The sequence below is a fragment of the Kosakonia sp. CFBP8986 genome (assembly GCF_034044935.1).
Classification (GTDB): Bacteria; Pseudomonadota; Gammaproteobacteria; order Enterobacterales; family Enterobacteriaceae; genus Kosakonia; species Kosakonia cowanii.
The window spans coordinates 649,172-668,292 of record NZ_JAXCXB010000002.1 but is presented as its reverse complement, the minus strand read 5'-3'; the positions used below and the strand labels follow the sequence as shown (position 1 = coordinate 668,292).

At 55.2% G+C, this 19,121-nt stretch carries 23 protein-coding genes; 19 read left to right on the top strand and 4 right to left on the bottom strand.

Features of this window, described 5'->3' with window-relative positions:
* Nucleotides 1-279: 279 nt before the first annotated feature.
* The gene (locus tag SOM48_RS06795; RefSeq protein WP_054803153.1) at nucleotides 280-1,185 is read right to left on the bottom strand and encodes a flagellin N-terminal helical domain-containing protein; all 906 of its coding nucleotides are present in this window, start codon (nucleotides 1,183-1,185) and stop codon (nucleotides 280-282) included.
* 185 nt (nucleotides 1,186-1,370) lie between these two features.
* On the bottom strand, nucleotides 1,371-2,276 hold the full coding sequence (locus SOM48_RS06790) for a flagellin N-terminal helical domain-containing protein (protein WP_054803154.1): 906 nt from the start codon (nucleotides 2,274-2,276) through the stop codon (nucleotides 1,371-1,373).
* Nucleotides 2,277-2,520: 244 nt separating this feature from the next.
* Between SOM48_RS06790 and fliD the strand changes: the two genes are divergently transcribed.
* From fliD to fliT, 3 genes are read left to right on the top strand one after another with little or no spacing between them, the layout of a single operon-like run.
* On the top strand, nucleotides 2,521-3,933 hold the full coding sequence (gene fliD, locus SOM48_RS06785) for a flagellar filament capping protein FliD (protein ID WP_054803155.1): 1,413 nt from the start codon (nucleotides 2,521-2,523) through the stop codon (nucleotides 3,931-3,933).
* Nucleotides 3,934-3,956: 23 nt separating this feature from the next.
* A complete protein-coding gene (fliS, locus tag SOM48_RS06780) occupies nucleotides 3,957-4,367 on the top strand; it encodes a flagellar export chaperone FliS (protein WP_076770089.1) in 411 nt (136 codons plus the stop codon).
* Nucleotides 4,367-4,726: a flagella biosynthesis regulatory protein FliT gene (gene fliT / locus SOM48_RS06775; protein ID WP_320511661.1), complete on the top strand. Its 360-nt coding sequence runs from the start codon at nucleotides 4,367-4,369 to the stop codon at nucleotides 4,724-4,726. The genes fliS and fliT overlap by 1 nt, the downstream gene beginning before the upstream one ends.
* A gap of 65 nt (nucleotides 4,727-4,791) precedes the next feature.
* Here fliT and yedD read toward each other — a convergent pair whose 3' ends face one another.
* The gene (yedD, locus tag SOM48_RS06770; protein WP_320511660.1) at nucleotides 4,792-5,202 is read right to left on the bottom strand and encodes a lipoprotein YedD; all 411 of its coding nucleotides are present in this window, start codon (nucleotides 5,200-5,202) and stop codon (nucleotides 4,792-4,794) included.
* Between the two features lie 205 nt (nucleotides 5,203-5,407).
* Between yedD and yedE the strand changes: the two genes are divergently transcribed.
* Nucleotides 5,408-6,619 carry a selenium metabolism membrane protein YedE/FdhT gene (gene yedE, locus SOM48_RS06765; protein WP_320511659.1) on the top strand — a complete coding sequence of 404 codons (1,212 nt, stop codon included), beginning with the start codon at nucleotides 5,408-5,410 and terminating at the stop codon, nucleotides 6,617-6,619.
* On the top strand, nucleotides 6,616-6,846 hold the full coding sequence (yedF, locus tag SOM48_RS06760; RefSeq protein WP_034812490.1) for a sulfurtransferase-like selenium metabolism protein YedF: 231 nt from the start codon (nucleotides 6,616-6,618) through the stop codon (nucleotides 6,844-6,846). Before yedE ends, yedF begins: the two co-directional genes overlap by 4 nt.
* Nucleotides 6,847-6,937: 91 nt before the next feature.
* Here the strand turns inward: yedF and fliE are convergent, their stop codons facing one another.
* Nucleotides 6,938-7,252: a flagellar hook-basal body complex protein FliE gene (fliE, locus tag SOM48_RS06755; protein ID WP_094193003.1), complete on the bottom strand. Its 315-nt coding sequence runs from the start codon at nucleotides 7,250-7,252 to the stop codon at nucleotides 6,938-6,940.
* 223 nt (nucleotides 7,253-7,475) lie between these two features.
* Between fliE and fliF the strand changes: the two genes are divergently transcribed.
* From fliF to rcsA, 14 genes are all read left to right on the top strand, one after another.
* On the top strand, nucleotides 7,476-9,188 hold the full coding sequence (fliF, locus tag SOM48_RS06750) for a flagellar basal-body MS-ring/collar protein FliF (protein WP_128482692.1): 1,713 nt from the start codon (nucleotides 7,476-7,478) through the stop codon (nucleotides 9,186-9,188).
* Nucleotides 9,178-10,176 (top strand): flagellar motor switch protein FliG, encoded by a 999-nt coding sequence (gene fliG / locus SOM48_RS06745; protein WP_023479131.1) that lies wholly within the window; start codon nucleotides 9,178-9,180, stop codon nucleotides 10,174-10,176. The genes fliF and fliG overlap by 11 nt, the downstream gene beginning before the upstream one ends.
* Nucleotides 10,169-10,891 (top strand): flagellar assembly protein FliH, encoded by a 723-nt coding sequence (gene fliH / locus SOM48_RS06740; RefSeq protein WP_076770091.1) that lies wholly within the window; start codon nucleotides 10,169-10,171, stop codon nucleotides 10,889-10,891. Before fliG ends, fliH begins: the two co-directional genes overlap by 8 nt.
* Nucleotides 10,891-12,261 carry a flagellar protein export ATPase FliI gene (gene fliI / locus SOM48_RS06735; RefSeq protein WP_023479135.1) on the top strand — a complete coding sequence of 457 codons (1,371 nt, stop codon included), beginning with the start codon at nucleotides 10,891-10,893 and terminating at the stop codon, nucleotides 12,259-12,261. The genes fliH and fliI overlap by 1 nt, the downstream gene beginning before the upstream one ends.
* A 20-nt stretch (nucleotides 12,262-12,281) precedes the next feature.
* Nucleotides 12,282-12,725, top strand: coding sequence for a flagellar export protein FliJ (fliJ, locus tag SOM48_RS06730; RefSeq protein ID WP_023479175.1), 444 nt, complete (start codon nucleotides 12,282-12,284; stop codon nucleotides 12,723-12,725).
* On the top strand, nucleotides 12,722-14,002 hold the full coding sequence (gene fliK / locus SOM48_RS06725) for a flagellar hook length control protein FliK (protein WP_139965354.1): 1,281 nt from the start codon (nucleotides 12,722-12,724) through the stop codon (nucleotides 14,000-14,002). The genes fliJ and fliK overlap by 4 nt, the downstream gene beginning before the upstream one ends.
* A gap of 101 nt (nucleotides 14,003-14,103) precedes the next feature.
* Nucleotides 14,104-14,571, top strand: a complete 468-nt coding sequence (fliL, locus tag SOM48_RS06720; RefSeq protein ID WP_042712913.1) for a flagellar basal body-associated protein FliL — start codon at nucleotides 14,104-14,106, stop codon at nucleotides 14,569-14,571.
* Between the two features lie 4 nt (nucleotides 14,572-14,575).
* Nucleotides 14,576-15,580, top strand: coding sequence for a flagellar motor switch protein FliM (fliM, locus tag SOM48_RS06715; RefSeq protein WP_054803160.1), 1,005 nt, complete (start codon nucleotides 14,576-14,578; stop codon nucleotides 15,578-15,580).
* Nucleotides 15,577-15,993, top strand: a complete 417-nt coding sequence (fliN, locus tag SOM48_RS06710) for a flagellar motor switch protein FliN (protein WP_023479148.1) — start codon at nucleotides 15,577-15,579, stop codon at nucleotides 15,991-15,993. The genes fliM and fliN overlap by 4 nt, the downstream gene beginning before the upstream one ends.
* Before the next feature lie 7 nt (nucleotides 15,994-16,000).
* Entirely contained in the window at nucleotides 16,001-16,375 is a 375-nt protein-coding gene (fliO, locus tag SOM48_RS06705; protein WP_054803161.1) for a flagellar biosynthetic protein FliO, read from the top strand.
* The gene (gene fliP / locus SOM48_RS06700) at nucleotides 16,375-17,112 is read left to right on the top strand and encodes a flagellar type III secretion system pore protein FliP (protein ID WP_023479117.1); all 738 of its coding nucleotides are present in this window, start codon (nucleotides 16,375-16,377) and stop codon (nucleotides 17,110-17,112) included. Before fliO ends, fliP begins: the two co-directional genes overlap by 1 nt.
* 8 nt (nucleotides 17,113-17,120) lie before the next feature.
* The gene (fliQ, locus tag SOM48_RS06695) at nucleotides 17,121-17,390 is read left to right on the top strand and encodes a flagellar biosynthesis protein FliQ (protein WP_023479157.1); all 270 of its coding nucleotides are present in this window, start codon (nucleotides 17,121-17,123) and stop codon (nucleotides 17,388-17,390) included.
* Between the two features lie 8 nt (nucleotides 17,391-17,398).
* Nucleotides 17,399-18,187 (top strand): flagellar biosynthetic protein FliR, encoded by a 789-nt coding sequence (gene fliR, locus SOM48_RS06690; protein WP_076770093.1) that lies wholly within the window; start codon nucleotides 17,399-17,401, stop codon nucleotides 18,185-18,187.
* A 280-nt stretch (nucleotides 18,188-18,467) separates the two neighbouring features.
* Entirely contained in the window at nucleotides 18,468-19,091 is a 624-nt protein-coding gene (gene rcsA / locus SOM48_RS06685) for a transcriptional regulator RcsA (protein WP_076770094.1), read from the top strand.
* Nucleotides 19,092-19,121: the final 30 nt, after the last annotated feature.

Here is a 19,121-nt window from a genome sequence, read left to right as displayed (position 1 = left end):
GCCCAGAGAAGACTGTGATTTAGTCAGGTTGTTCTGGGTCATCAGCGACAGGGTGTTAGTATTAATAACAGCCATGATAGTTATCCTTCAGTGAGAAATTTTTTATATTCCGGTAAGCGCCATCGGCTTCATCACCGTCATAATTGTTATCGACGGGTTCAGCGAACTCTTTAGAAGTTTTTATACTTTTTGCGCGAAAATCGTCGAAAAAGTGCACAGGGCAGAAAATAAAAAAGCGCCGACAAGCGGCGCTTTTTCTGTACAACTGATGTCTGCGAATTAACGCAGCAGGGACAGCATGGTCTGCGGAACCTGGTTGGCCTGTGCCAGCACGGAAGAACCGGCCTGCTGCAGGATCTGCGCGCGGGACATGTTCGACACTTCGGTCGCATAGTCGGAGTCCTGAATACGGCTGCGGGCAGCTGACAGGTTGCTCACGGTGTTGTTCAGGTTAGTGATGGTGGATTCGAAACGGTTCTGGGAGGCACCCAGCAGGCTGCGCTGATCGTCAACCGCTTTGATGGCCGCATCGATATCTGCCAGCGGAGCACCGTTGGTTTTACCGGACGCATCAACGGTACCTTTCAGTACGTCGAAGCCTTCAGCAGCGGTGGCACGTTTGTTGCCGTTGATGGTCTGGCCGGTAGTCGCTGCAGTGGCGCCAGTGGCGTTGTACAGGTTGTAGGAGTCAGACTTGGTCAGGCTGATGGAGATAGTTTCGTTATCTTTCGCGCCAACCTGGAAGCTGTAGCTGCTTGAACCGGTACCGGTGTTCAGCACTTTGATGCCGTTGAAGTCGGTCTGGGTGGTTACGCGGTTGATCTCTTCCATACGCTGGTTAACTTCAGCCTGGATGGAGTCGATGTCAGATGCGGAGTTGGAGCTGTTCTGCGCCTGAACGGTCAGGTCACGGATACGCTGCAGGTTGTTGTTCACTTCGCTCAGCGCGCCTTCAGCGGTCTGCGCCAGAGAGATACCGTCGTTGGCGTTACGGGCAGCAACACCCAGGCCATTGATGTTGGAAGTAAAGCGGTTGGCGATTGCCTGACCAGCAGCATCATCTTTTGCACTGTTGATACGCAGACCGGAAGAGAGACGCTCAATAGAAGTACCCAGAGAAGACTGTGATTTAGTCAGGTTGTTCTGGGTCATCAGCGACAGGGTGTTAGTATTAATAACAGCCATGATAGTTATCCTTAAGTAAGAAATTTATATTCCGGTAAGCGCCAGCGGCTTCATCACCGTCCAAGTAGTTATCGACGGACCTTTCGAACTCTTTAGTTCTTTTTTACTTCTTTTTATCTTTTATTTTTCAGGCAAATAAAAAAGCGCCGACAAGCGGCGCTTTTCTGTACAACGGTGTCTGCGGATTAACGCAGCAGGGACAGCATAGTCTGCGGAACCTGGTTGGCCTGTGCCAGCACGGAAGAACCGGCCTGCTGCAGGATCTGCGCGCGGGACATGTTCGACACTTCGGTCGCATAGTCGGAGTCCTGAATACGGCTGCGGGCAGCTGACAGGTTGCTCACGGTGTTGTTCAGGTTAGTGATGGTGGACTCAAAACGGTTCTGGGAGGCACCCAGCAGGCTGCGCTGATCGTCAACCGCTTTGATGGCCTTATCGATATCTGCCAGCGGGCTACCATCGGTGTTACCGGACGCATCAACAGTACCTTTCAGTACGTCGAAGCCTTCAGCGGCAGTAGAACGTTTGTTGCCGTTGATGGTCTGGCCGGTAGTCGCTGCGGTTGCGCCGGTCGCATTGTACAGGTTGTAGGAGTCAGACTTGGTCAGGCTGATGGAGATAGTTTCGCTATCTTTCGCGCCAACCTGGAAGCTGTAGCTGCTTGAACCGGTACCGGTGTTCAGCACTTTGATGCCGTTGAAGTCGGTCTGTGTGGTCACGCGGTTCACTTCTTCCATACGCTGGTTAACTTCAGCCTGGATGGAGTCGATGTCAGACGCGGAGTTGGAGCTGTTCTGCGCCTGAACGGTCAGGTCACGGATACGCTGCAGGTTGTTGTTAATTTCGCTCAGCGCGCCTTCAGCGGTCTGTGCCAGAGAGATACCGTCGTTGGCGTTACGGGCAGCAACGGTCAGGCCATTGATGTTAGAAGTAAAGCGGTTGGCAATTGCCTGGCCCGCGGCATCATCTTTAGCACTGTTAATACGCAGGCCGGAAGACAGGCGCTCAATAGATGTACCCAGAGAAGACTGAGATTTAGTCAGGTTGTTCTGAGTCATCAGCGACAGGGTGTTAGTATTAATAACAGCCATGATGTAATTCCTTCATAAAAATAGTTATCAGATTCAGGCATCTGCCTACGGCTTTCTCACCGTTAACCTGATTATCGACAGCCTGAAAACAACCTTTAGAAAAAAAGATCATTTTTTTAAAGCGACAAACTGCCCCTGATTCACCCTCTTTATTTAGCCATTGCTTTAAAAAAAAGCTTCTAATCTTTTCATCATCGCTGCCGATACTCTCCACAGTGATTGTCTAAAACTGAAGGATGATGAAATGGCAACTATTAGTTCACTCGGCGCAGGCACCAGCCTGGATCTCAATACGTTGTATGACAATTTGCAGACGGCTGAACAGACCAAGCTGACGCCAATTGCGTCTCAGCAGTCCTCTTACAAAGCCAAGCTGACGGCCTGGGGCGTGGTGCAAACCTCCCTCAACAAACTGCAAACGGCGGCGGATGCACTGAAAAATACCTCGGCGATCGCAGGGACGAAAGTGTCGAGCACTAACACCGCGTTTACTGCCACGCTTGCTAACACAGCGTCGGCGGGGACGTACTCTATTGAAGTATCCGCGCTGGCGGCGTCACAGTCTCTGCTGAGCCCGAAAGTGGCTAGTAAAGATACCGATTTAGGCGACCAGAGCCTCGACTCGCGCACGATTACCATCACGCAGCCGGGTCAAAAAGATCCGCTGACGGTAACACTGGATAAAGATAAAACCAGCCTCGCGGACATGCGTGATGCGATTAACGCCAAACAGGGCAGCGTCACCGCCAGTATCATTAAAGCTGACGATAACAGTTACTACCTGGCGCTGACCTCACGCGACAGTGGCACCACCAACCAGATGACCATCACCACCAATGATGCGGAACTGGCGAAGTACGTTAGCTATGATTCAACCAACACCGGCAGTGCCAGCAATGTGATGACGCAGCAGGTGGCAGCAAGCGATGCGAAAGTCAAAATTAACGGTATCGATATCACCCGTAGCAGCAACAAGATCACCGATGCGCCGGAAGGCGTAACGCTGACGCTGAATAAGCTGACTACCGGTACGCCGGAAACGCTGTCGGTAACGAAAGATAACGCACCGATGACCGCAGCGATCCAGGCGTATGTTGATGCGTATAACTCGCTGCAAACCACCATTGGTAACCAGACCAAATACACGGCGGTAGATCAGGGCAGTGACAAACAGAACACCTCAAACGGCGATCTGCTGGGTGACGGTACGCTGCGTAACATTCAGACGCGTCTGCGCTCTCAGCTCTCTACATCGCAGGCGGGGAATGACAGTTTTTCTGTATTGTCGCAGTTGGGGATTACCCAGGATGTGAGCGGTAAGCTGACCGTGGACAGCACCAAGCTTGAAAAAGCAATGAATGAAAAATCCGCCGATGTGGTGACGTTCCTCTCCGGCGATGGCAAAACCACAGGCTTTGCGACTCAGGCGAGTAACCTGCTGAAAGATATTCTCGGCAGTAAAGGTAGCATCCAGAATGCGACCGACGGCATTAACAAAACCCTGAAGCGCCTGGATACGCAATACAAAGCGGTGAGTGACCAGATTACGGCCACCATGGCACGCTACAAAGCGCAGTTCACCAGTTTGAGCCAGTTAGTCTCCTCCATGACATCAACAGGGAACTATCTGACACAACAGTTTAATGCAATGAGTTAATAAACCATTAGTTGAGGTTGGACATGTATACGAAATCGGGAATTCAGGCTTATGCTCAGGTCGGCGTCGAAAGCGCCGTGATGAGCGCGAGCCCGCATCAACTCGTGGTATTGCTTTTTGATGGCGCGTTAAGCGCCATGAAAAAAGCCGCGATCCTGATTGAGCAGGGAGATATCCCCGGTAAAGGACAGGCGCTTACAAAGGCAATTAATATCATTAACAACGGATTGCGTGCGGGTCTCGACCATGAAGTCGGTGGCGATCTCACGGCAAACCTGGACAGTCTTTATGACTACATGACACGACGTCTTTTACAGGCAAATCTCCATAATGACCTCGCCGCTATTGATGAAGTCACCCTGTTGCTGAGCAATATTGCTGATGCCTGGAAAGAGATTGGCCCCACTCATCAAAACGCGCGGGACACTTACTAATGGAAGCAAATCTCGGGTTGGTCCACCACTATCAGCAACTGTTGGCCACCAGCCGTACCATGCTCAACCTTGCTAAGGAAGGGCGTTGGGACGAACTTATCAACTACGAACTGGGGTACGTTACCTCAGTTGAGAAGTTGACACAGTTCCAGGACTCGAGCGAAGCAGCGCCTCATGTGCAGGCGCAAATTCGCCCGATGCTCAAGCAAATCCTGGATAATGAAGTGTTATTGAAAACATTGTTACACCAGCGAATGGACGAGCTGAGGACATTGGTTGGTCAATCATCCCGACAACATAACCTGAATTCGACATATGGACGTCTTTCCGGAAATATTCTCTTCCCCAATGAGATGTAAATCTCATTAGCGGCGGGTGCTGCGGTTTCCCCCTCACCCGCCACGCTTTCCTCTTTTCGCACGACCTAGCGGTTAATATCCAGACCCGCTTTCTCCAGCGCCTGCTGGCACTCCACGGTCGGTTTATCGGTGCGCGACAGCGTTAACCCATCAAACTCCAGCGTATTGCCTTCCTGATTTAAACGATAGACATCCAGCTTCTGCGTGACGTTATAGAATTTATCGCCATCCAGCATCAGTTTGCCAGGAACCGCGATTACGCGCTGCCACTGGCGGCAATCAAGAGTATCGCCCTGCGGCGTCACAATCAGGCTGGCGATCGCCTCCGGGCTGACCAGGCTGCTCTGCGGCCCCGTTGATTGCCAGTAACCCGCTAATCCTTCGGGCGCCGGGTGTTTCACCACCGCCTGATAGTTATCCACCTGCACGCAGCCGCTCAGCAGCAGCATCGCGCCGAGAATCATACGCTTTTTCATTCTTCATCCTGCTCGTGAAAAAAAGCGATTGTGGCATTAAAGGCCGCGCCTCGCCACCCTTTCACCGCGCGAGAACAACTTTGATCTACGCCAGGTTTTTGCCCTATTGTGCAGCGGTTCAGGCGCGAAGACGTGTATCATCCCGCTTCTTTTGTACGACTTTTCTGTACGTCCCCATACCTTCTGAGTTCAGAGGCTTTTTACTATGTCATGGCAACACTTCAAAGACCGCTTCCTTATTAAGTTCTGGTCTCCTGTTCCGGCGGTGATCGCGGCCGGTATTCTCTCTACCTACTATTTCGGCATTACCGGCACCTTCTGGGCGGTGACCGGCGAGTTTACCCGCTGGGGCGGTCAGTTACTGCAACTGGCCGGAGTGCACACCGAAGAGTGGGGCTACTTCAAAATAATCCACCTCGAGGGCACGCCGCTGACGCGCATCGACGGCATGATGATTATCGGCATGTTCGGCGGCTGTTTTGCCGCTGCGCTGTGGGCCAATAATGTGAAACTGCGTATGCCGCAGAACCGCATCCGTATCGCGCAGGCGATTGTTGGCGGCATTATTGCTGGCTTTGGCGCACGCCTGGCGATGGGCTGTAACCTTGCGGCCTTCTTTACCGGGATCCCACAGTTCTCCCTGCACGCCTGGTTTTTTGCCATCGCCACGGCAATTGGCTCCTGGTTCGGCGCGCGCTTTACCCTGCTGCCGCTGTTCCGCATCCCGGTGAAGATGCAGAAAGTCACTGCCGCCTCGCCGCTCACCCAGAAGCCCGATCAGGCGAAGCGCCGTTTTCGTCTTGGAATGCTGGTGTTTATTGGCATGCTCGGCTGGGCGCTGTTAACGGCGATGAACCAGCCGAAGCTGGGGCTGGCAATGCTGTTCGGCGTGGGCTTTGGTCTGCTGATTGAGCGGGCGCAAATCTGCTTTACCTCGGCGTTCCGCGATATGTGGATCACCGGGCGGACGATGATGGCGAAGGCGATCATCTTTGGCATGGCGGCGAGCGCCATCGGCATTTTCAGCTATGTACAGCTGGGGCTGGAAGCGAAAATCATGTGGGCCGGCCCCAATGCGGTGCTCGGCGGTCTGCTGTTCGGTTTTGGTATTGTGCTGGCGGGCGGGTGTGAAACGGGCTGGATGTACCGCGCCGTTGAAGGCCAGGTGCACTACTGGTGGGTCGGGCTGGGCAACGTGATTGGCTCAACCATCCTGGCGTATTTCTGGGACGATCTCGCGCCGACGCTTGCCACCAGCTGGGACAGAATCAACCTGCTTAACACCTTCGGGCCGCTCGGCGGTCTGCTGGTCACCTATCTTCTGTTACTGGCCGCGTTTCTCTTTGTGGTCGGCTGGGAGAAACAGTTCTTCCGCCGCCAGAAACCTGCCGCCAACCCTGCCAAGGAGCCTGCATGAGCATTGTGCCTGATTACCGTCTCGATATGAGCGGCGAACCCTGCCCCTACCCGGCGGTCGCCACCCTTGAAGCGATGCCGCAGTTGAAAAAAGGGGAAATTCTTGAAGTGGTCAGCGACTGCCCGCAGTCGATTAACAACATTCCGCTCGATGCGCGCAACCACGGCTACACGGTGCTGGATATTCAGCAGGATGGGCCAACCATCCGCTACCTGATTCAGAAGTAGCGCACTTTTGCGCCGCAACAGGCGGCGCAAGGTATAAAAAAACCAGGCGGGAGTGCTCCGGCCTGGTTTTTTTTATCTCTGCGTCTGTGAACTACAGCTGCATATTCATGATGTCCTGGTAAGCAGAAACCAGTTTGTTACGCACCTGAATGCCCATCTGCAGCGAGATCGATGATTTCTGCAAATCGGTCATCACGTCATTCAGCGCCACGCCCGGCTCGCCAAGCGTAAATTTCTCCGCCTGTACACGTGCGGCGTTCTGCGTGTCGCTGATGCGATCCAGCGCCGCGTGCAGTTGCCCGGCGAAGCTGATAGACGGTTCGCTCTCCACGCTCTGAGCACGCGCAACACCTGCAGTTGCCTGCAGCTGACTGACAACGCTCTCAATGCCCTGTATAGCCATTATTATTCCCCGGATGGATTGATACCTGACAAGGCTAACAGTTTGTCAATGAGATGATGGCGGTAAATAGCGTCAAAAAACCAGGTTATTTGAGGCATAGAAAAATCCATTTCATCAAATAATGACATCGCCATCTTAATGGTCATTTGTCGAGTTTGCCGACCCGGGAGTCCGATTTGTTTCTCAACTCACATAACAACATCCACCCAGAGTCACGAGGTGCACAATGAGTGCGACTGCAACAACTGCACCGCAGAATAAATCTCTTGAGTGGATCAACCGCTTACGCGCGAACCCAAAAATTCCGTTGATGGTGGCCGCGGCAGCAGCCTGCGCCATCATTGTCGCTATGGTGCTGTGGGCGAAATCGCCGGATTACCGCACCCTTTATAGCAACCTGTCCGATCAGGACGGCGGTGCCATCGTTACCCAGTTAACGCAGATGAATATCCCTTACCGCTTTGCTGACGGCAGCGGCGCGATTGAAGTGCCCGCTGACAAGGTGCACGAGCTGCGCCTGCGTCTCGCCCAGCAAGGTCTGCCGAAAGGCGGCGCGGCGGGTTTTGAACTGCTGGATCAAGAGAAGTTTGGTATCAGCCAGTTCAGCGAGCAGGTTAACTACCAGCGCGCGCTGGAAGGCGAACTGGCCCGCACTATCGAAACGCTCGGTCCGGTAAAAGGCGCACGTATTCACCTGGCGATGCCAAAACCGTCACTGTTCGTGCGTGAGCAGAAATCCCCGTCCGCGTCGGTCACGGTCAATTTACAACCGGGTCGTGCGCTGGATGATGGTCAGATCAGCGCTATCGTTCACCTGGTCTCCAGCGCCGTTGCTGGCCTGCCGCCGGGCAACGTGACCGTTGTCGATCAGAGCGGTCGCCTGCTGACGCAGTCTGGCGTTGCCGGTCGCGATCTGAATGACGCGCAGCTGAAATACACCGCCGATGTCGAAAGCCGTGTGCAGCGTCGTATCGAAGCAATTCTCGGCCCTATCGTCGGTAACGGTAATGTTCACGCTCAGGTGACTGCCCAGCTGGATTTCGCCAGCAAAGAGCAGACTGAAGAGCAGTACGCGCCGAACGGCGGCGACCCGGCACAAGCAGTGCTGCGTTCACGCCAGGTTAACAGCAGCGAGCAGATTGGTGGTCAGTATCCGGGCGGCGTGCCTGGCGCACTCTCCAACCAGCCGGCTCCGGCTAACTCTGCGCCGATTACTACGCCGCAGAACGGTCAGAACGGTCAGAACGGCCAGCAGAATGCCCAGGGTCAGCAGCAGGGTCAGCAGACGACCTCGACCAATACCGCATCAAGCGGCCCGCGTAACACGACGCATAATGAAACGAACAACTACGAAGTCGATCGCACCATTCGTCACACCAAGATGAATGTTGGCGATGTGCAGCGTCTCTCCGTCGCCGTGGTGGTGAACTACCGCACGCTGGCAGATGGCAAAACTGCCGCACTGACCGCCGATCAGCTGAAACAGATTGAAGATTTAACCCGCGAAGCGATGGGTTACACCGAGAAACGCGGTGACACGCTGAACGTCGTGAACTCGCCGTTCAACATGACCGAAGATGTCGGTGGTGAGCTTCCGTTCTGGCAACAGCAGTCGTTTATCGACCAGCTGATGACCGCAGGTCGCTGGTTACTGGTACTGATTGTCGCCTTCATCCTGTGGCGTAAAGCGGTCCGTCCGCAGCTGGTTCGCCGCCAGGAAGAAGCGAAAGCGGTGCAGGAAGCGGCACAAGCGCGTAACGAAATTGAAGAGTCCGTGGAAGTACGCCTCAGCAAAGATGAGCAACAGCAGCAGCGCCGCAGTAATCAGCGTCTGAGCGCCGAGGTCATGAGCCAGCGTATTCGCGAAATGTCAGATAACGATCCGCGCGTCGTGGCGCTGGTCATTCGCCAGTGGATGAGTAATGAACATGAGCAATAATCTTACCGGAACGGACAAGAGCGTCATTCTGCTGATGACCATTGGTGAAGATCGCGCGGCTGAGGTGTTTAAGCACCTCTCCGCCCGCGAAGTCCAGCACTTAAGTACCGCGATGGCCAGCGTACGTCAGATCTCTAACAAACAGCTGATGGACGTACTGCAGGAGTTTGAGAACGAAGCGGAACAGTTCGCGGCGCTGAACGTCAACGCCAACGACTACCTGCGCTCCGTCCTGGTAAAAGCGCTCGGCGAAGAGCGCGCCTCCAGCCTGCTGGAAGATATTCTCGAAACGCGCGATACCACCAGCGGCATCGAAACGCTCAACTTTATGGAGCCGCAGAGCGCCGCCGACCTTATCCGCGACGAGCACCCGCAGATTATCGCCACCATCCTTGTGCACCTCAAACGGTCGCAGGCGGCGGATATTCTGGCCCTATTTGATGAGCGTATGCGTCACGATGTGATGCTGCGTATCGCCACCTTCGGCGGCGTACAGCCTGCCGCGCTGGCAGAACTGACCGAAGTGCTGAACAACCTGCTCGACGGCCAGAACCTCAAGCGCAGCAAAATGGGCGGCGTGAGAACCGCAGCGGAAATCATCAACCTGATGAAGACGCAGCAGGAAGAAGCGGTTATTACCGCAGTGCGCGAATTCGACGGCGAGCTGGCACAGAAGATCATCGACGAGATGTTCCTGTTCGAGAACCTGGTGGATGTCGACGACCGCTCTATCCAGCGCCTGCTGCAGGAAGTGGATTCCGAATCGCTGCTTATCGCCCTCAAAGGCGCCGAGCCGCCGTTGCGCGAGAAGTTCCTGCGCAACATGTCGCAGCGTGCGGCAGATATCCTGCGCGACGACCTGGCCAACCGCGGCCCGGTTCGCCTCTCGCAGGTGGAAAACGAACAGAAAGCTATCCTGCTCATCGTTCGCCGTCTGGCGGAAACCGGCGAGATGGTAATTGGCAGCGGCGAGGATACCTATGTCTAATGAATTGCCGTGGAAACGCTGGACGCCAGATGATCTGGCGTTCCCGCAGGCAGCCGAATTCGCCCCCCTGCTGAAGCAGGAAAAAACCGCCTCGCCTTATGAGAGCGAAGAGACAGAGCAGGACGAACTGAGCGCCGAGCAGCTGCAACAGCAGCAGCTGGCGCAGATCCAGATGCAGGCGCACGAAAGCGGCTACAACGCCGGTCTCGCCGAAGGACGCAAAGCGGGTTATGACGCAGCGTTTCAGGAAGGCCTTGCTCAGGGTATGGAGCAGGGTCTTAACCAGGCTCGCCAGCAGCAGGCCCCGATCCACGCCCGCATGCAGCAACTGGTGAGTGAATTCCAGTACACGCTGGATGCCCTCGATAGCGTAATCGCCTCGCGCCTGATGCAGATGGCGCTGGAAGCGGCGCGCCAGGTGCTGGGTCATGCGCCGGTGGTGGACAACAGCGCGCTGATCAAACAGATCCAACTACTATTACAGCAGGAGCCGCTGTTTAGCGGCAAACCGCAGCTGCGCGTCCACCCGGACGATCTGCAGCGCGTTGAAGAGATGCTTGGCGCAACGCTCAGCCTGCACGGCTGGCGTCTGCGCGGCGACCCGACCCTGCATCAGGGCGGCTGCAAAGTCTCCGCCGATGAGGGCGATTTAGATGCCAGCGTCGCCACACGCTGGCAGGAACTGTGCCGTCTGGCGGCACCCGGAGTCGTGTAATGACCGCACGTTTAACCCGCTGGCTGACCACGCTGGATAATTTCGAACACAAAATGACGCAGCTCCCGTCGGTGCGTCGTTACGGTCGGCTGACCCGCGCCACCGGTCTGGTGCTGGAAGCAACCGGGTTACAGCTGCCGCTCGGCGCGACGTGCATTATTGAACGTCAGGATGGTCTGGAGACCCGTGAAGTCGAGAGCGAAGTGGTCGGCTTTAACGGTCAGCGCCTGTTTCTGATGCCGTTAGAAGAGGTGGAAGGCATTCTGCCCGGCGCGCGTGTCTATGCCCGCAGCGCATTAGGCGATGGTTTACAAAGCAGCAAACAGCTGCCGCTCGGCCCTGCCCTGCTCGGCCGCGTACTCGACGGTGCCGGAAAACCTCTCGACAGCCTGCCCGCACCTGATACCGGTGAAACCGGTGCCCTGATCACGCAACCTTTTAACCCGCTGCAACGTACGCCGATTGAACATGTGCTTGATACCGGCGTGCGCGCCATCAATGCGCTGTTAACGGTCGGGCGCGGCCAGCGTATGGGGCTGTTCGCAGGCTCCGGCGTTGGTAAAAGCGTGCTGTTAGGCATGATGGCCCGTTACACCCAGGCGGACGTGATTGTCGTCGGCCTTATTGGTGAACGTGGTCGTGAAGTAAAAGACTTTATCGAGAACATCCTCGGCGCTGAAGGCCGTGCGCGTTCCGTGGTGATCGCCGCGCCTGCGGATGTCTCTCCTTTATTACGTATGCAGGGCGCGGCGTACGCCACGCGTATTGCGGAAGACTTCCGCGACCGCGGTCAGCATGTGTTGCTGATCATGGACTCCCTGACCCGTTATGCAATGGCGCAGCGTGAGATCGCGCTGGCAATTGGTGAGCCACCGGCGACTAAAGGCTACCCGCCTTCAGTATTTGCCAAACTGCCGGCGCTGGTAGAGCGCGCGGGTAACGGTATTCACGGCGGCGGTTCCATCACCGCGTTTTACACCGTGCTTACCGAAGGGGATGACCAGCAGGATCCGATCGCCGACTCCGCGCGCGCCATCCTCGATGGTCACATTGTTTTATCCCGCCGACTGGCGGAAGCCGGACACTATCCGGCGATTGATATCGAAGCGTCTATCAGCCGTGCGATGACCGCCTTGATCTCTGAGCAACATTACGCACGCGTGCGCAACTTTAAACAGTTGCTGTCAAGCTTCCAGCGTAACCGCGATCTGGTGAGCGTCGGCGCTTACGCGCGCGGCAGCGATCCGATGCTGGATAAAGCCATATCACTGTGGCCGCAGTTGGAAGCGTTTCTGCAACAGGGCATTTTCGAACGTGCCGGGTGGGAAGATTCAATGCAGGCTTTAGAGCTTATCTTCCCGGGTGTCTGAGGTAGTGGAGAGCTGACTTTATGACGCAAAACAGCGCATTAACGACGCTAAAGGATCTGGCGGAAAAAGAGGTCGACGACGCCGCACTGAAACTGGGTGAGATGCGACGCGCCTGCCAGCAGGCTGAAGAGCAGTTAAAAATGTTGATCGATTATCAGCATGAATACCGCAACAGCCTGAACAACACCATGAGCCAGGGGATCGATAACCAGCGCTGGCAGAACTACCAGCAGTTTATCCAGACGCTGGAGAAAGCCATTGAACAACATCGTCTGCAGCTGAAGCACTGGAACGAGAAAGTCGATTTCGCGCTCGGCTGCTGGCGCGAGAAGAAACAGCGTTTACAAGCCTGGCAAACCCTGCAGGATCGTCAGAGCGCCGCGGCGTTGCTGGCGGAAAACCGCCTTGATCAGAAAAAAATGGATGAGTTTGCACAACGAGCGTCATCGAGGAAAATAGAATGATCACTCTGCCAAAACTGGTAGTTACTCAAACCGATGATGTCGCAACCGGCGCATCAGCGGGTAAAGCAGGCGCTGATGGCGCACAAGATTTTCTCGGTCTGCTGACCGGCGCGCTCTCCGGCGTGCAACGCCCGGGTAGCGATGCCCCGGTGACGCTGGCCGATCTGCAGGCGGCCGCCCTGAGCGGCAAGCTGGCAAAAGGTGCAATCAACGGTGCTGCTGTCGCGGCGGCTGGCGGTGACGCACGCGCGCAAACCCCGGCGCAGAAGCTGGCGGATCTGCTGGCACGTCAGGATGCGAAAGCGGATATCGTTGCCAGTGCCCAGAGCGATGAAGAGATTGCGAAACTCTTCTCCGGCCTGTCGCCTGCGGCGAAAACCGATGTCCTCGCCGCGTTAAGCAAAACGGCGAAAGCCAGCGATGTCAAAGCCGACAGCGACACCCCGAATGAAGATTTAGCCGGGCTGAGCGCCCTGATGGCGATGCTGCCGCATCAACAAGCAGCGCAGCTCAGCTCAGAAGCGAAACCGACGTCTACGACCGCCGCCATTGATGCTGGCGCAAGTGCGAAAACCGCGCTTGCAGGCCGCACGCTGAGCGACGCCGTGGATAGCGATCAGCCGCGCGGCAATGGGAAAGCGGATACCGCAGCGAACGGCGTACCGTTTAAAGCGGCAGACGATGGTCAGCAAAATGCGCCGATCGCCTCAACCTTCGCCGTTAAACGCGAGCATGAAACGGCTGCCCTACAGACCACCAACACCACCGCCAGCATGGCACCGGTGTCGAGCGCCGTCAGCGGCGCGCAGGCCAGCGCTCCGGTGGCCGCGTCGGTTATCAGCGCCCCACTTGGCAGCCACGAGTGGCAGCAGAATATTAGCCAGCACGTGACGCTCTTTACCCGCCAGGGCCAGCAGAGCGCCGAGCTGCATCTGCATCCGGAAGATCTGGGCCAGGTGCAAATCTCGATTAAGCTTGAAGATAACCAGGCACAGCTGCAGATGGTTTCCGCCCACAGCCATGTGCGTCAGGCGCTGGAAGCGGCGCTGCCGATGCTGCGTACCTCCCTTGCGGAGAACGGCATCCAGCTTGGCCAGAGCTATATCAGCAGCGAAAGCTTCGCAGGCCAGCAACAGCAGGCCTCTCAGCAGCAACAGCAGCCTTCGCGTACCGGTAATAATGGCACGTTTGGCGGCGAAGAAGATGAAGCCATCGTTGCGCCGGCCAGCCTGCAATCCGCCGCTCGCGGCACTGGCGCAGTCGATATCTTCGCCTAAACGGCAGAGGTAGCATGATTATCCCCGTCTTTTCCACCCTTTGACCGGAGCAGGACACGGGATAATCATCGCATAAGCTGTTAACAGGAAGCCCGTATCAGATGACTGACTCCGCTATCACAAAAAAACGCAAGCGCTCTATCTGGATCCCGCTGCTGGTTTTAATCACACTCGCGGCATGCGCCGCGGCTGGCTATAGTTACTGGCGTATGCAGCAAAAACCTGCGGCTGATGCCAAGGTAGAAGCGCCACCGCCGCCGGCACCGGTCTTTTTCGCACTCGACACCTTTACGGTGAACCTGGGTGATGCGGATCGCGTGCTTTACGTCGGCATTACGCTGCGTCTGAAAGATGACGCCACGCGTGCACGACTGAGCGAATATCTGCCGGAAGTACGTAGCCGCCTGCTGATGCTCTTCTCACGTCAGGATGCCGCACAACTTGCGACCAACGAAGGCAAGCAGAACCTTGCTAACGCGATTAAAGAGACAATCGCAACGCCACTAGTGCCAGGACAACCGAAGCAGGAAGTCACTGACGTTCTTTATACAGCTTTCATTTTGCGGTAAAGACATGGGCGATAGTATTCTTTCTCAGGCAGAAATCGATGCGCTACTCAACGGCGACAGCGATAACAGCGATGATCCGAAACCGGGTAAAACGGGCGATAGCGATATTCGCCCCTATGACCCGAATACCCAGCGCCGCGTCGTTCGTGAACGTCTGCAGGCGCTGGAGATCATCAACGAACGTTTCGCGCGCCAGTTCCGTATGGGGTTGTTCAACCTGCTGCGTCGTAGCCCGGACATTACCGTCGGCGCGATCCGCATTCAGCCCTATCATGAGTTTGCGCGTAACTTACCCGTACCGACTAACCTTAACCTGATCCACTTAAAACCCCTGCGCGGTACCGGCCTGTTTGTTTTCTCGCCGAGCCTGGTGTTTATCGCAGTGGATAACTTGTTTGGTGGCGACGGGCGTTTTCCGACTAAGGTAGAAGGCCGCGAATTTACGCACACCGAACAGCGCGTGATCAACCGCATGCTGAAGCTGGCGCTTGAAGGCTACAGCGACGCGTGGAAAGCGATTCACCCGCTGGATGTCGAGTATGTGCGTTCTGAGATGCAGGTGAAGTTTACCAACATCACCACGTCGCCCAACGATATCGTTGTGAATACGCCGTTCCATGTTGAGATCGGTAACCTGACAGGTGAGTTTAATATCTGTCTGCCGTTCAGCATGATTGAACCGCTGCGCGAAACGCTGGTGAACCCGCCGCTGGAGAACTCACGTAATGAGGACCAGAACTGGCGTGACAACCTGGTGCGCCAAGTTCAGCACTCTGAGCTGAATTTGATTGCCAATTTCGCCGACATTCCCCTGCGCCTGTCGCAGATACTTAAGCTCAAACCCGGCGATGTGCTGCCGATTGATAAACCCGATCGCATTATCGCTCATGTGGACGGCGTACCGGTGCTTACCAGCCAGTACGGCACGGTCAACGGACAATATGCGTTACGTGTAGAGCACTTGATAAACCCGATTTTGAATTCGCTGAATGAGGAACAGCCCAAATGAGTGATATGAACAATCCGTCCGATGACAACAACGGAGCACTGGACGATCTGTGGGCTGACGCGTTGAACGAACAAAAGAACCCGCCGGCAACCAAGAGCGCGGCCGATGCCGTGTTCCAGCAGCTGGGCGGTGGCGAAGTGGGCGGCAATCTGCAGGATATCGATCTGATTATGGATATCCCGGTGAAGCTGACCGTCGAACTGGGCCGTACCCGGATGACCATCAAAGAGCTGCTGCGCCTGACGCAGGGTTCGGTGGTTGCCCTTGACGGTCTGGCGGGCGAGCCGCTGGATATCCTGATCAACGGTTATTTGATTGCACAGGGTGAAGTGGTGGTGGTCGCCGATAAATATGGCGTGCGCATTACCGATATCATCACCCCGTCCGAGCGTATGCGTCGTTTGAGCCGCTGAGGCACGTATGAAGACACAGGCCACGGTTTCGCAACCGTCCGCCGTTTCCGGTTCGCCACTTATTCAGGTGAGTGGCGCACTGTTTGGCATCATCGCCGTGATTTTACTCGTGGCGTGGCTGGCCAAACGCTTCGGCTTTGGCGGCAAGACCGCCAGCAGCCGGGGATTAAAAGTCACCGCCAGCGCCGCGGTCGGCACGCGTGAGCGCGTGGTGATCGTCGATGTTGAAGATGCACGTCTGGTTCTGGGCGTAACGCCCACCCACATCAATTTGTTGCACAAACTTCCTCCCGCCCCCGTCGACAGTGACGCTGTGAACGAGAAAAACGTCGATTTTCAGGCCGTGATGAAGAATCTGCTTAAGCGTTCCGGGAGATCGTGATGCGCCGTTTGTTATCTATCGCCGCCGCCGGGTTGTGGCTGGCGGCGCCTGCCGCATTTGCCCAGTTACCGGGCCTGATCAGCCAGCCGATGGCGGGTGGCGGTCAATCCTGGTCGCTGCCGGTGCAGACGCTGGTGTTTATCACCTCGCTCACCTTCCTGCCCGCCATTCTGCTGATGATGACCAGTTTTACCCGCATCATCATCGTGTTTGGCCTGCTGCGTAACGCCCTCGGCACGCCCTCCGCGCCGCCGAACCAGGTGCTGCTCGGGCTTGCGCTGTTTCTGACATTTTTTATTATGTCGCCGGTGATCGATAAGATTTACGCCGACGCCTATCAGCCGTTCAGCGAGAACAAAATCTCTGTGGATGTCGCGCTGGAGCGTGGTGCCCAACCGCTGCGCGAGTTTATGCTGCGCCAGACCCGTCAGGCTGACCTGGCCCTCTTTGCCCGTCTCGCTAACAGCGCGCCGATCGAAGGCCCGGAAGCGGTACCGATGCGTATCCTGCTGCCGGCATACGTCACCAGCGAGCTGAAGACCGCATTCCAGATTGGCTTTACCATCTTTATTCCGTTTTTGATTATCGACCTGGTGATCGCAAGCGTGCTGATGGCACTGGGGATGATGATGGTACCGCCCGCGACCATTGCGCTGCCGTTTAAATTAATGCTGTTTGTACTGGTGGATGGCTGGCAGTTGCTGGTCGGTTCGCTGGCGCAAAGCTTTTACAGTTAGGAGCGGCAATGACACCCGAATCGGTCATGATGATGGGCACCGAGGCGATGAAAGTCGCCCTTGCCCTCGCCTCTCCGCTGCTGCTGATTGCCCTGATCACGGGTCTGGTGATCAGCATTTTGCAGGCGGCAACGCAGATCAACGAAATGACACTGTCGTTTATTCCGAAGATCATCGCCGTGTTTGTCACCATCGTAGTAGCCGGGCCGTGGATGCTGAATCTGCTGCTTGATTACATGCGTACCCTGTTCAACAACATTCCTTACATCATCGGGTAATCCGGCCTATGTTGAACGTCACCAGCGACCAGTGGCTGCACTGGATCAGTATGTACTTCTGGCCGCTGCTGCGCGTGATGGCGCTGATCATGACCGCGCCGATCCTGAGCGAATCGCGCATTCCCCGCCGCATTAAAGTCGGTCTGGGAATTGTCATTACCATCGTCATCGCCCCGACGCTGCCGGATACGCCCGATATCGGTATCTTTGCGCCCGCAGCGCTGTGGGTGGGGATGCAACAAATTCTGATCGGCATTGCGCTCGGCTTCACCATGCAGTTCGCCTTTGCCACGATTCGTCTCGCCGGTGAACTGATTGGCCTGCAGATGGGGTTGTCGTTTGCCACCTTTGTCGACCCGACCAGCCACCTAAACATGCCGGTGCTGGCGCGCATTCTCGATATGCTGGCACTGCTGCTGTTTATGACTTTTAACGGCCATCTGTGGCTGATTTCGATGCTGGTCGACACCTTTCACACCCTGCCCATCGGCGGTAACCCGGTCAACAGTAATGCGTATCTGGCGCTGACGCGCGCGGCGGGGATGATTTTTATCAATGGCTTAATGCTGGCGCTGCCGATTATTACCCTGTTACTGACCATCAACCTCTCCCTTGGTTTGCTGAACCGTATGGCACCGCAGCTGTCGGTGTTTGTTATCGGTTTCCCTGTCACATTGAGCGTCGGTATTCTGCTCATCTCGGCAATGATGCCGCTGATCGCGCCCTTCTGCGAACGTCTCTTCAGTGAGATCTTCGATCTGCTGGCAGATATCGTCAGCGAACTGCCGCAGAGATAGTACCCCTCCGCTTTGCAGTGTCATCCTGAGGATAATCCTAAAGTGAAATTTTAAAAACAGTCACCAGGATAACCCTGGCGCGGCTTATTTGTTTTTAGCATTCTCACAGAACGCAACATTTACTTTACTTTAAGATGATTCCTGGCAAATTATACGTAACTTTACGGGATAGTGGATTCGCCTGAGGTCTTCCCATGCACTTCAGTAATATATTCCTGTATGGCTTCTGAAGCTTCTGGCGGGTGGTGAATTATCGTTACGCATTGAGTGAGGGTATGCCATGTCAACGATTATTATGGATTTATGCAGTTATACCCGGTTGGGATTAACAGGGTATCTGACAAGCCGGGGAGTAAAAAAACGAGATATCAACGACGTGCAATCTGTTGATGAACTCGAATTAGCTTGCGCCACATTTCAACCTTCCGTGGTGTTTATTAATGAAGACTGCTTTATCCATGATCCAAGCAGCAGTCAGCATATAAAGCAGGTCATTAATCAGCATCCCCGTACACTGTTTATCGTGTTTATGGCCATCGCCAATATCCATTTTGATGAGTACCTGTTAGTCCGTAAGAACTTGTTAATTAGCTCAAAATCGATAAAACCTGAGTCGCTGGACAATATTTTGGGCGATTATTTGAGCAAAGAGAAAAAAAGTATCGGTACTATCAATCTGCCAACACTTTCACTGAGTCGGACAGAATCCAGCATGTTAAAAATGTGGATGTCAGGACAAGATACTATTCAAATATCCGATCAGATGAATATTAAAGCTAAAACGGTATCGTCACATAAAGGAAATATTAAAAGGAAGATTAAAACGCACAATAAACAAGTTATCTATCATGTAGTGCGGCTAACAGATAATGTTACTAACGGTATATTTGTGAATATGCGGTAAGACAAAATTCTTATATCTACCCTCCGCAAC

Excerpts from the sequence above, each read along its gene's own strand:
- SOM48_RS06795 (WP_054803153.1), bottom strand. The coding sequence starts at position 1,185 with ATGGCTGTTATTAATACTAACACCCTGTCGCTGATGACCCAGAACAAC.
- SOM48_RS06790 (WP_054803154.1), bottom strand. The coding sequence starts at position 2,276 with ATGGCTGTTATTAATACTAACACCCTGTCGCTGATGACTCAGAACAAC.
- fliD (WP_054803155.1), top strand. The coding sequence starts at position 2,521 with ATGGCAACTATTAGTTCACTCGGCGCAGGCACCAGCCTGGATCTCAAT.
- fliS (WP_076770089.1), top strand. The coding sequence starts at position 3,957 with ATGTATACGAAATCGGGAATTCAGGCTTATGCTCAGGTCGGCGTCGAA.
- fliT (WP_320511661.1), top strand. The coding sequence starts at position 4,367 with ATGGAAGCAAATCTCGGGTTGGTCCACCACTATCAGCAACTGTTGGCC.
- yedD (WP_320511660.1), bottom strand. The coding sequence starts at position 5,202 with ATGAAAAAGCGTATGATTCTCGGCGCGATGCTGCTGCTGAGCGGCTGC.
- yedE (WP_320511659.1), top strand. The coding sequence starts at position 5,408 with ATGTCATGGCAACACTTCAAAGACCGCTTCCTTATTAAGTTCTGGTCT.
- yedF (WP_034812490.1), top strand. The coding sequence starts at position 6,616 with ATGAGCATTGTGCCTGATTACCGTCTCGATATGAGCGGCGAACCCTGC.
- fliF (WP_128482692.1), top strand. The coding sequence starts at position 7,476 with ATGAGTGCGACTGCAACAACTGCACCGCAGAATAAATCTCTTGAGTGG.
- fliG (WP_023479131.1), top strand. The coding sequence starts at position 9,178 with ATGAGCAATAATCTTACCGGAACGGACAAGAGCGTCATTCTGCTGATG.
- fliH (WP_076770091.1), top strand. The coding sequence starts at position 10,169 with ATGTCTAATGAATTGCCGTGGAAACGCTGGACGCCAGATGATCTGGCG.
- fliI (WP_023479135.1), top strand. The coding sequence starts at position 10,891 with ATGACCGCACGTTTAACCCGCTGGCTGACCACGCTGGATAATTTCGAA.
- fliJ (WP_023479175.1), top strand. The coding sequence starts at position 12,282 with ATGACGCAAAACAGCGCATTAACGACGCTAAAGGATCTGGCGGAAAAA.
- fliK (WP_139965354.1), top strand. The coding sequence starts at position 12,722 with ATGATCACTCTGCCAAAACTGGTAGTTACTCAAACCGATGATGTCGCA.
- fliL (WP_042712913.1), top strand. The coding sequence starts at position 14,104 with ATGACTGACTCCGCTATCACAAAAAAACGCAAGCGCTCTATCTGGATC.
- fliM (WP_054803160.1), top strand. The coding sequence starts at position 14,576 with ATGGGCGATAGTATTCTTTCTCAGGCAGAAATCGATGCGCTACTCAAC.
- fliN (WP_023479148.1), top strand. The coding sequence starts at position 15,577 with ATGAGTGATATGAACAATCCGTCCGATGACAACAACGGAGCACTGGAC.
- fliO (WP_054803161.1), top strand. The coding sequence starts at position 16,001 with ATGAAGACACAGGCCACGGTTTCGCAACCGTCCGCCGTTTCCGGTTCG.
- fliP (WP_023479117.1), top strand. The coding sequence starts at position 16,375 with ATGCGCCGTTTGTTATCTATCGCCGCCGCCGGGTTGTGGCTGGCGGCG.
- fliQ (WP_023479157.1), top strand. The coding sequence starts at position 17,121 with ATGACACCCGAATCGGTCATGATGATGGGCACCGAGGCGATGAAAGTC.
- fliR (WP_076770093.1), top strand. The coding sequence starts at position 17,399 with ATGTTGAACGTCACCAGCGACCAGTGGCTGCACTGGATCAGTATGTAC.
- rcsA (WP_076770094.1), top strand. The coding sequence starts at position 18,468 with ATGTCAACGATTATTATGGATTTATGCAGTTATACCCGGTTGGGATTA.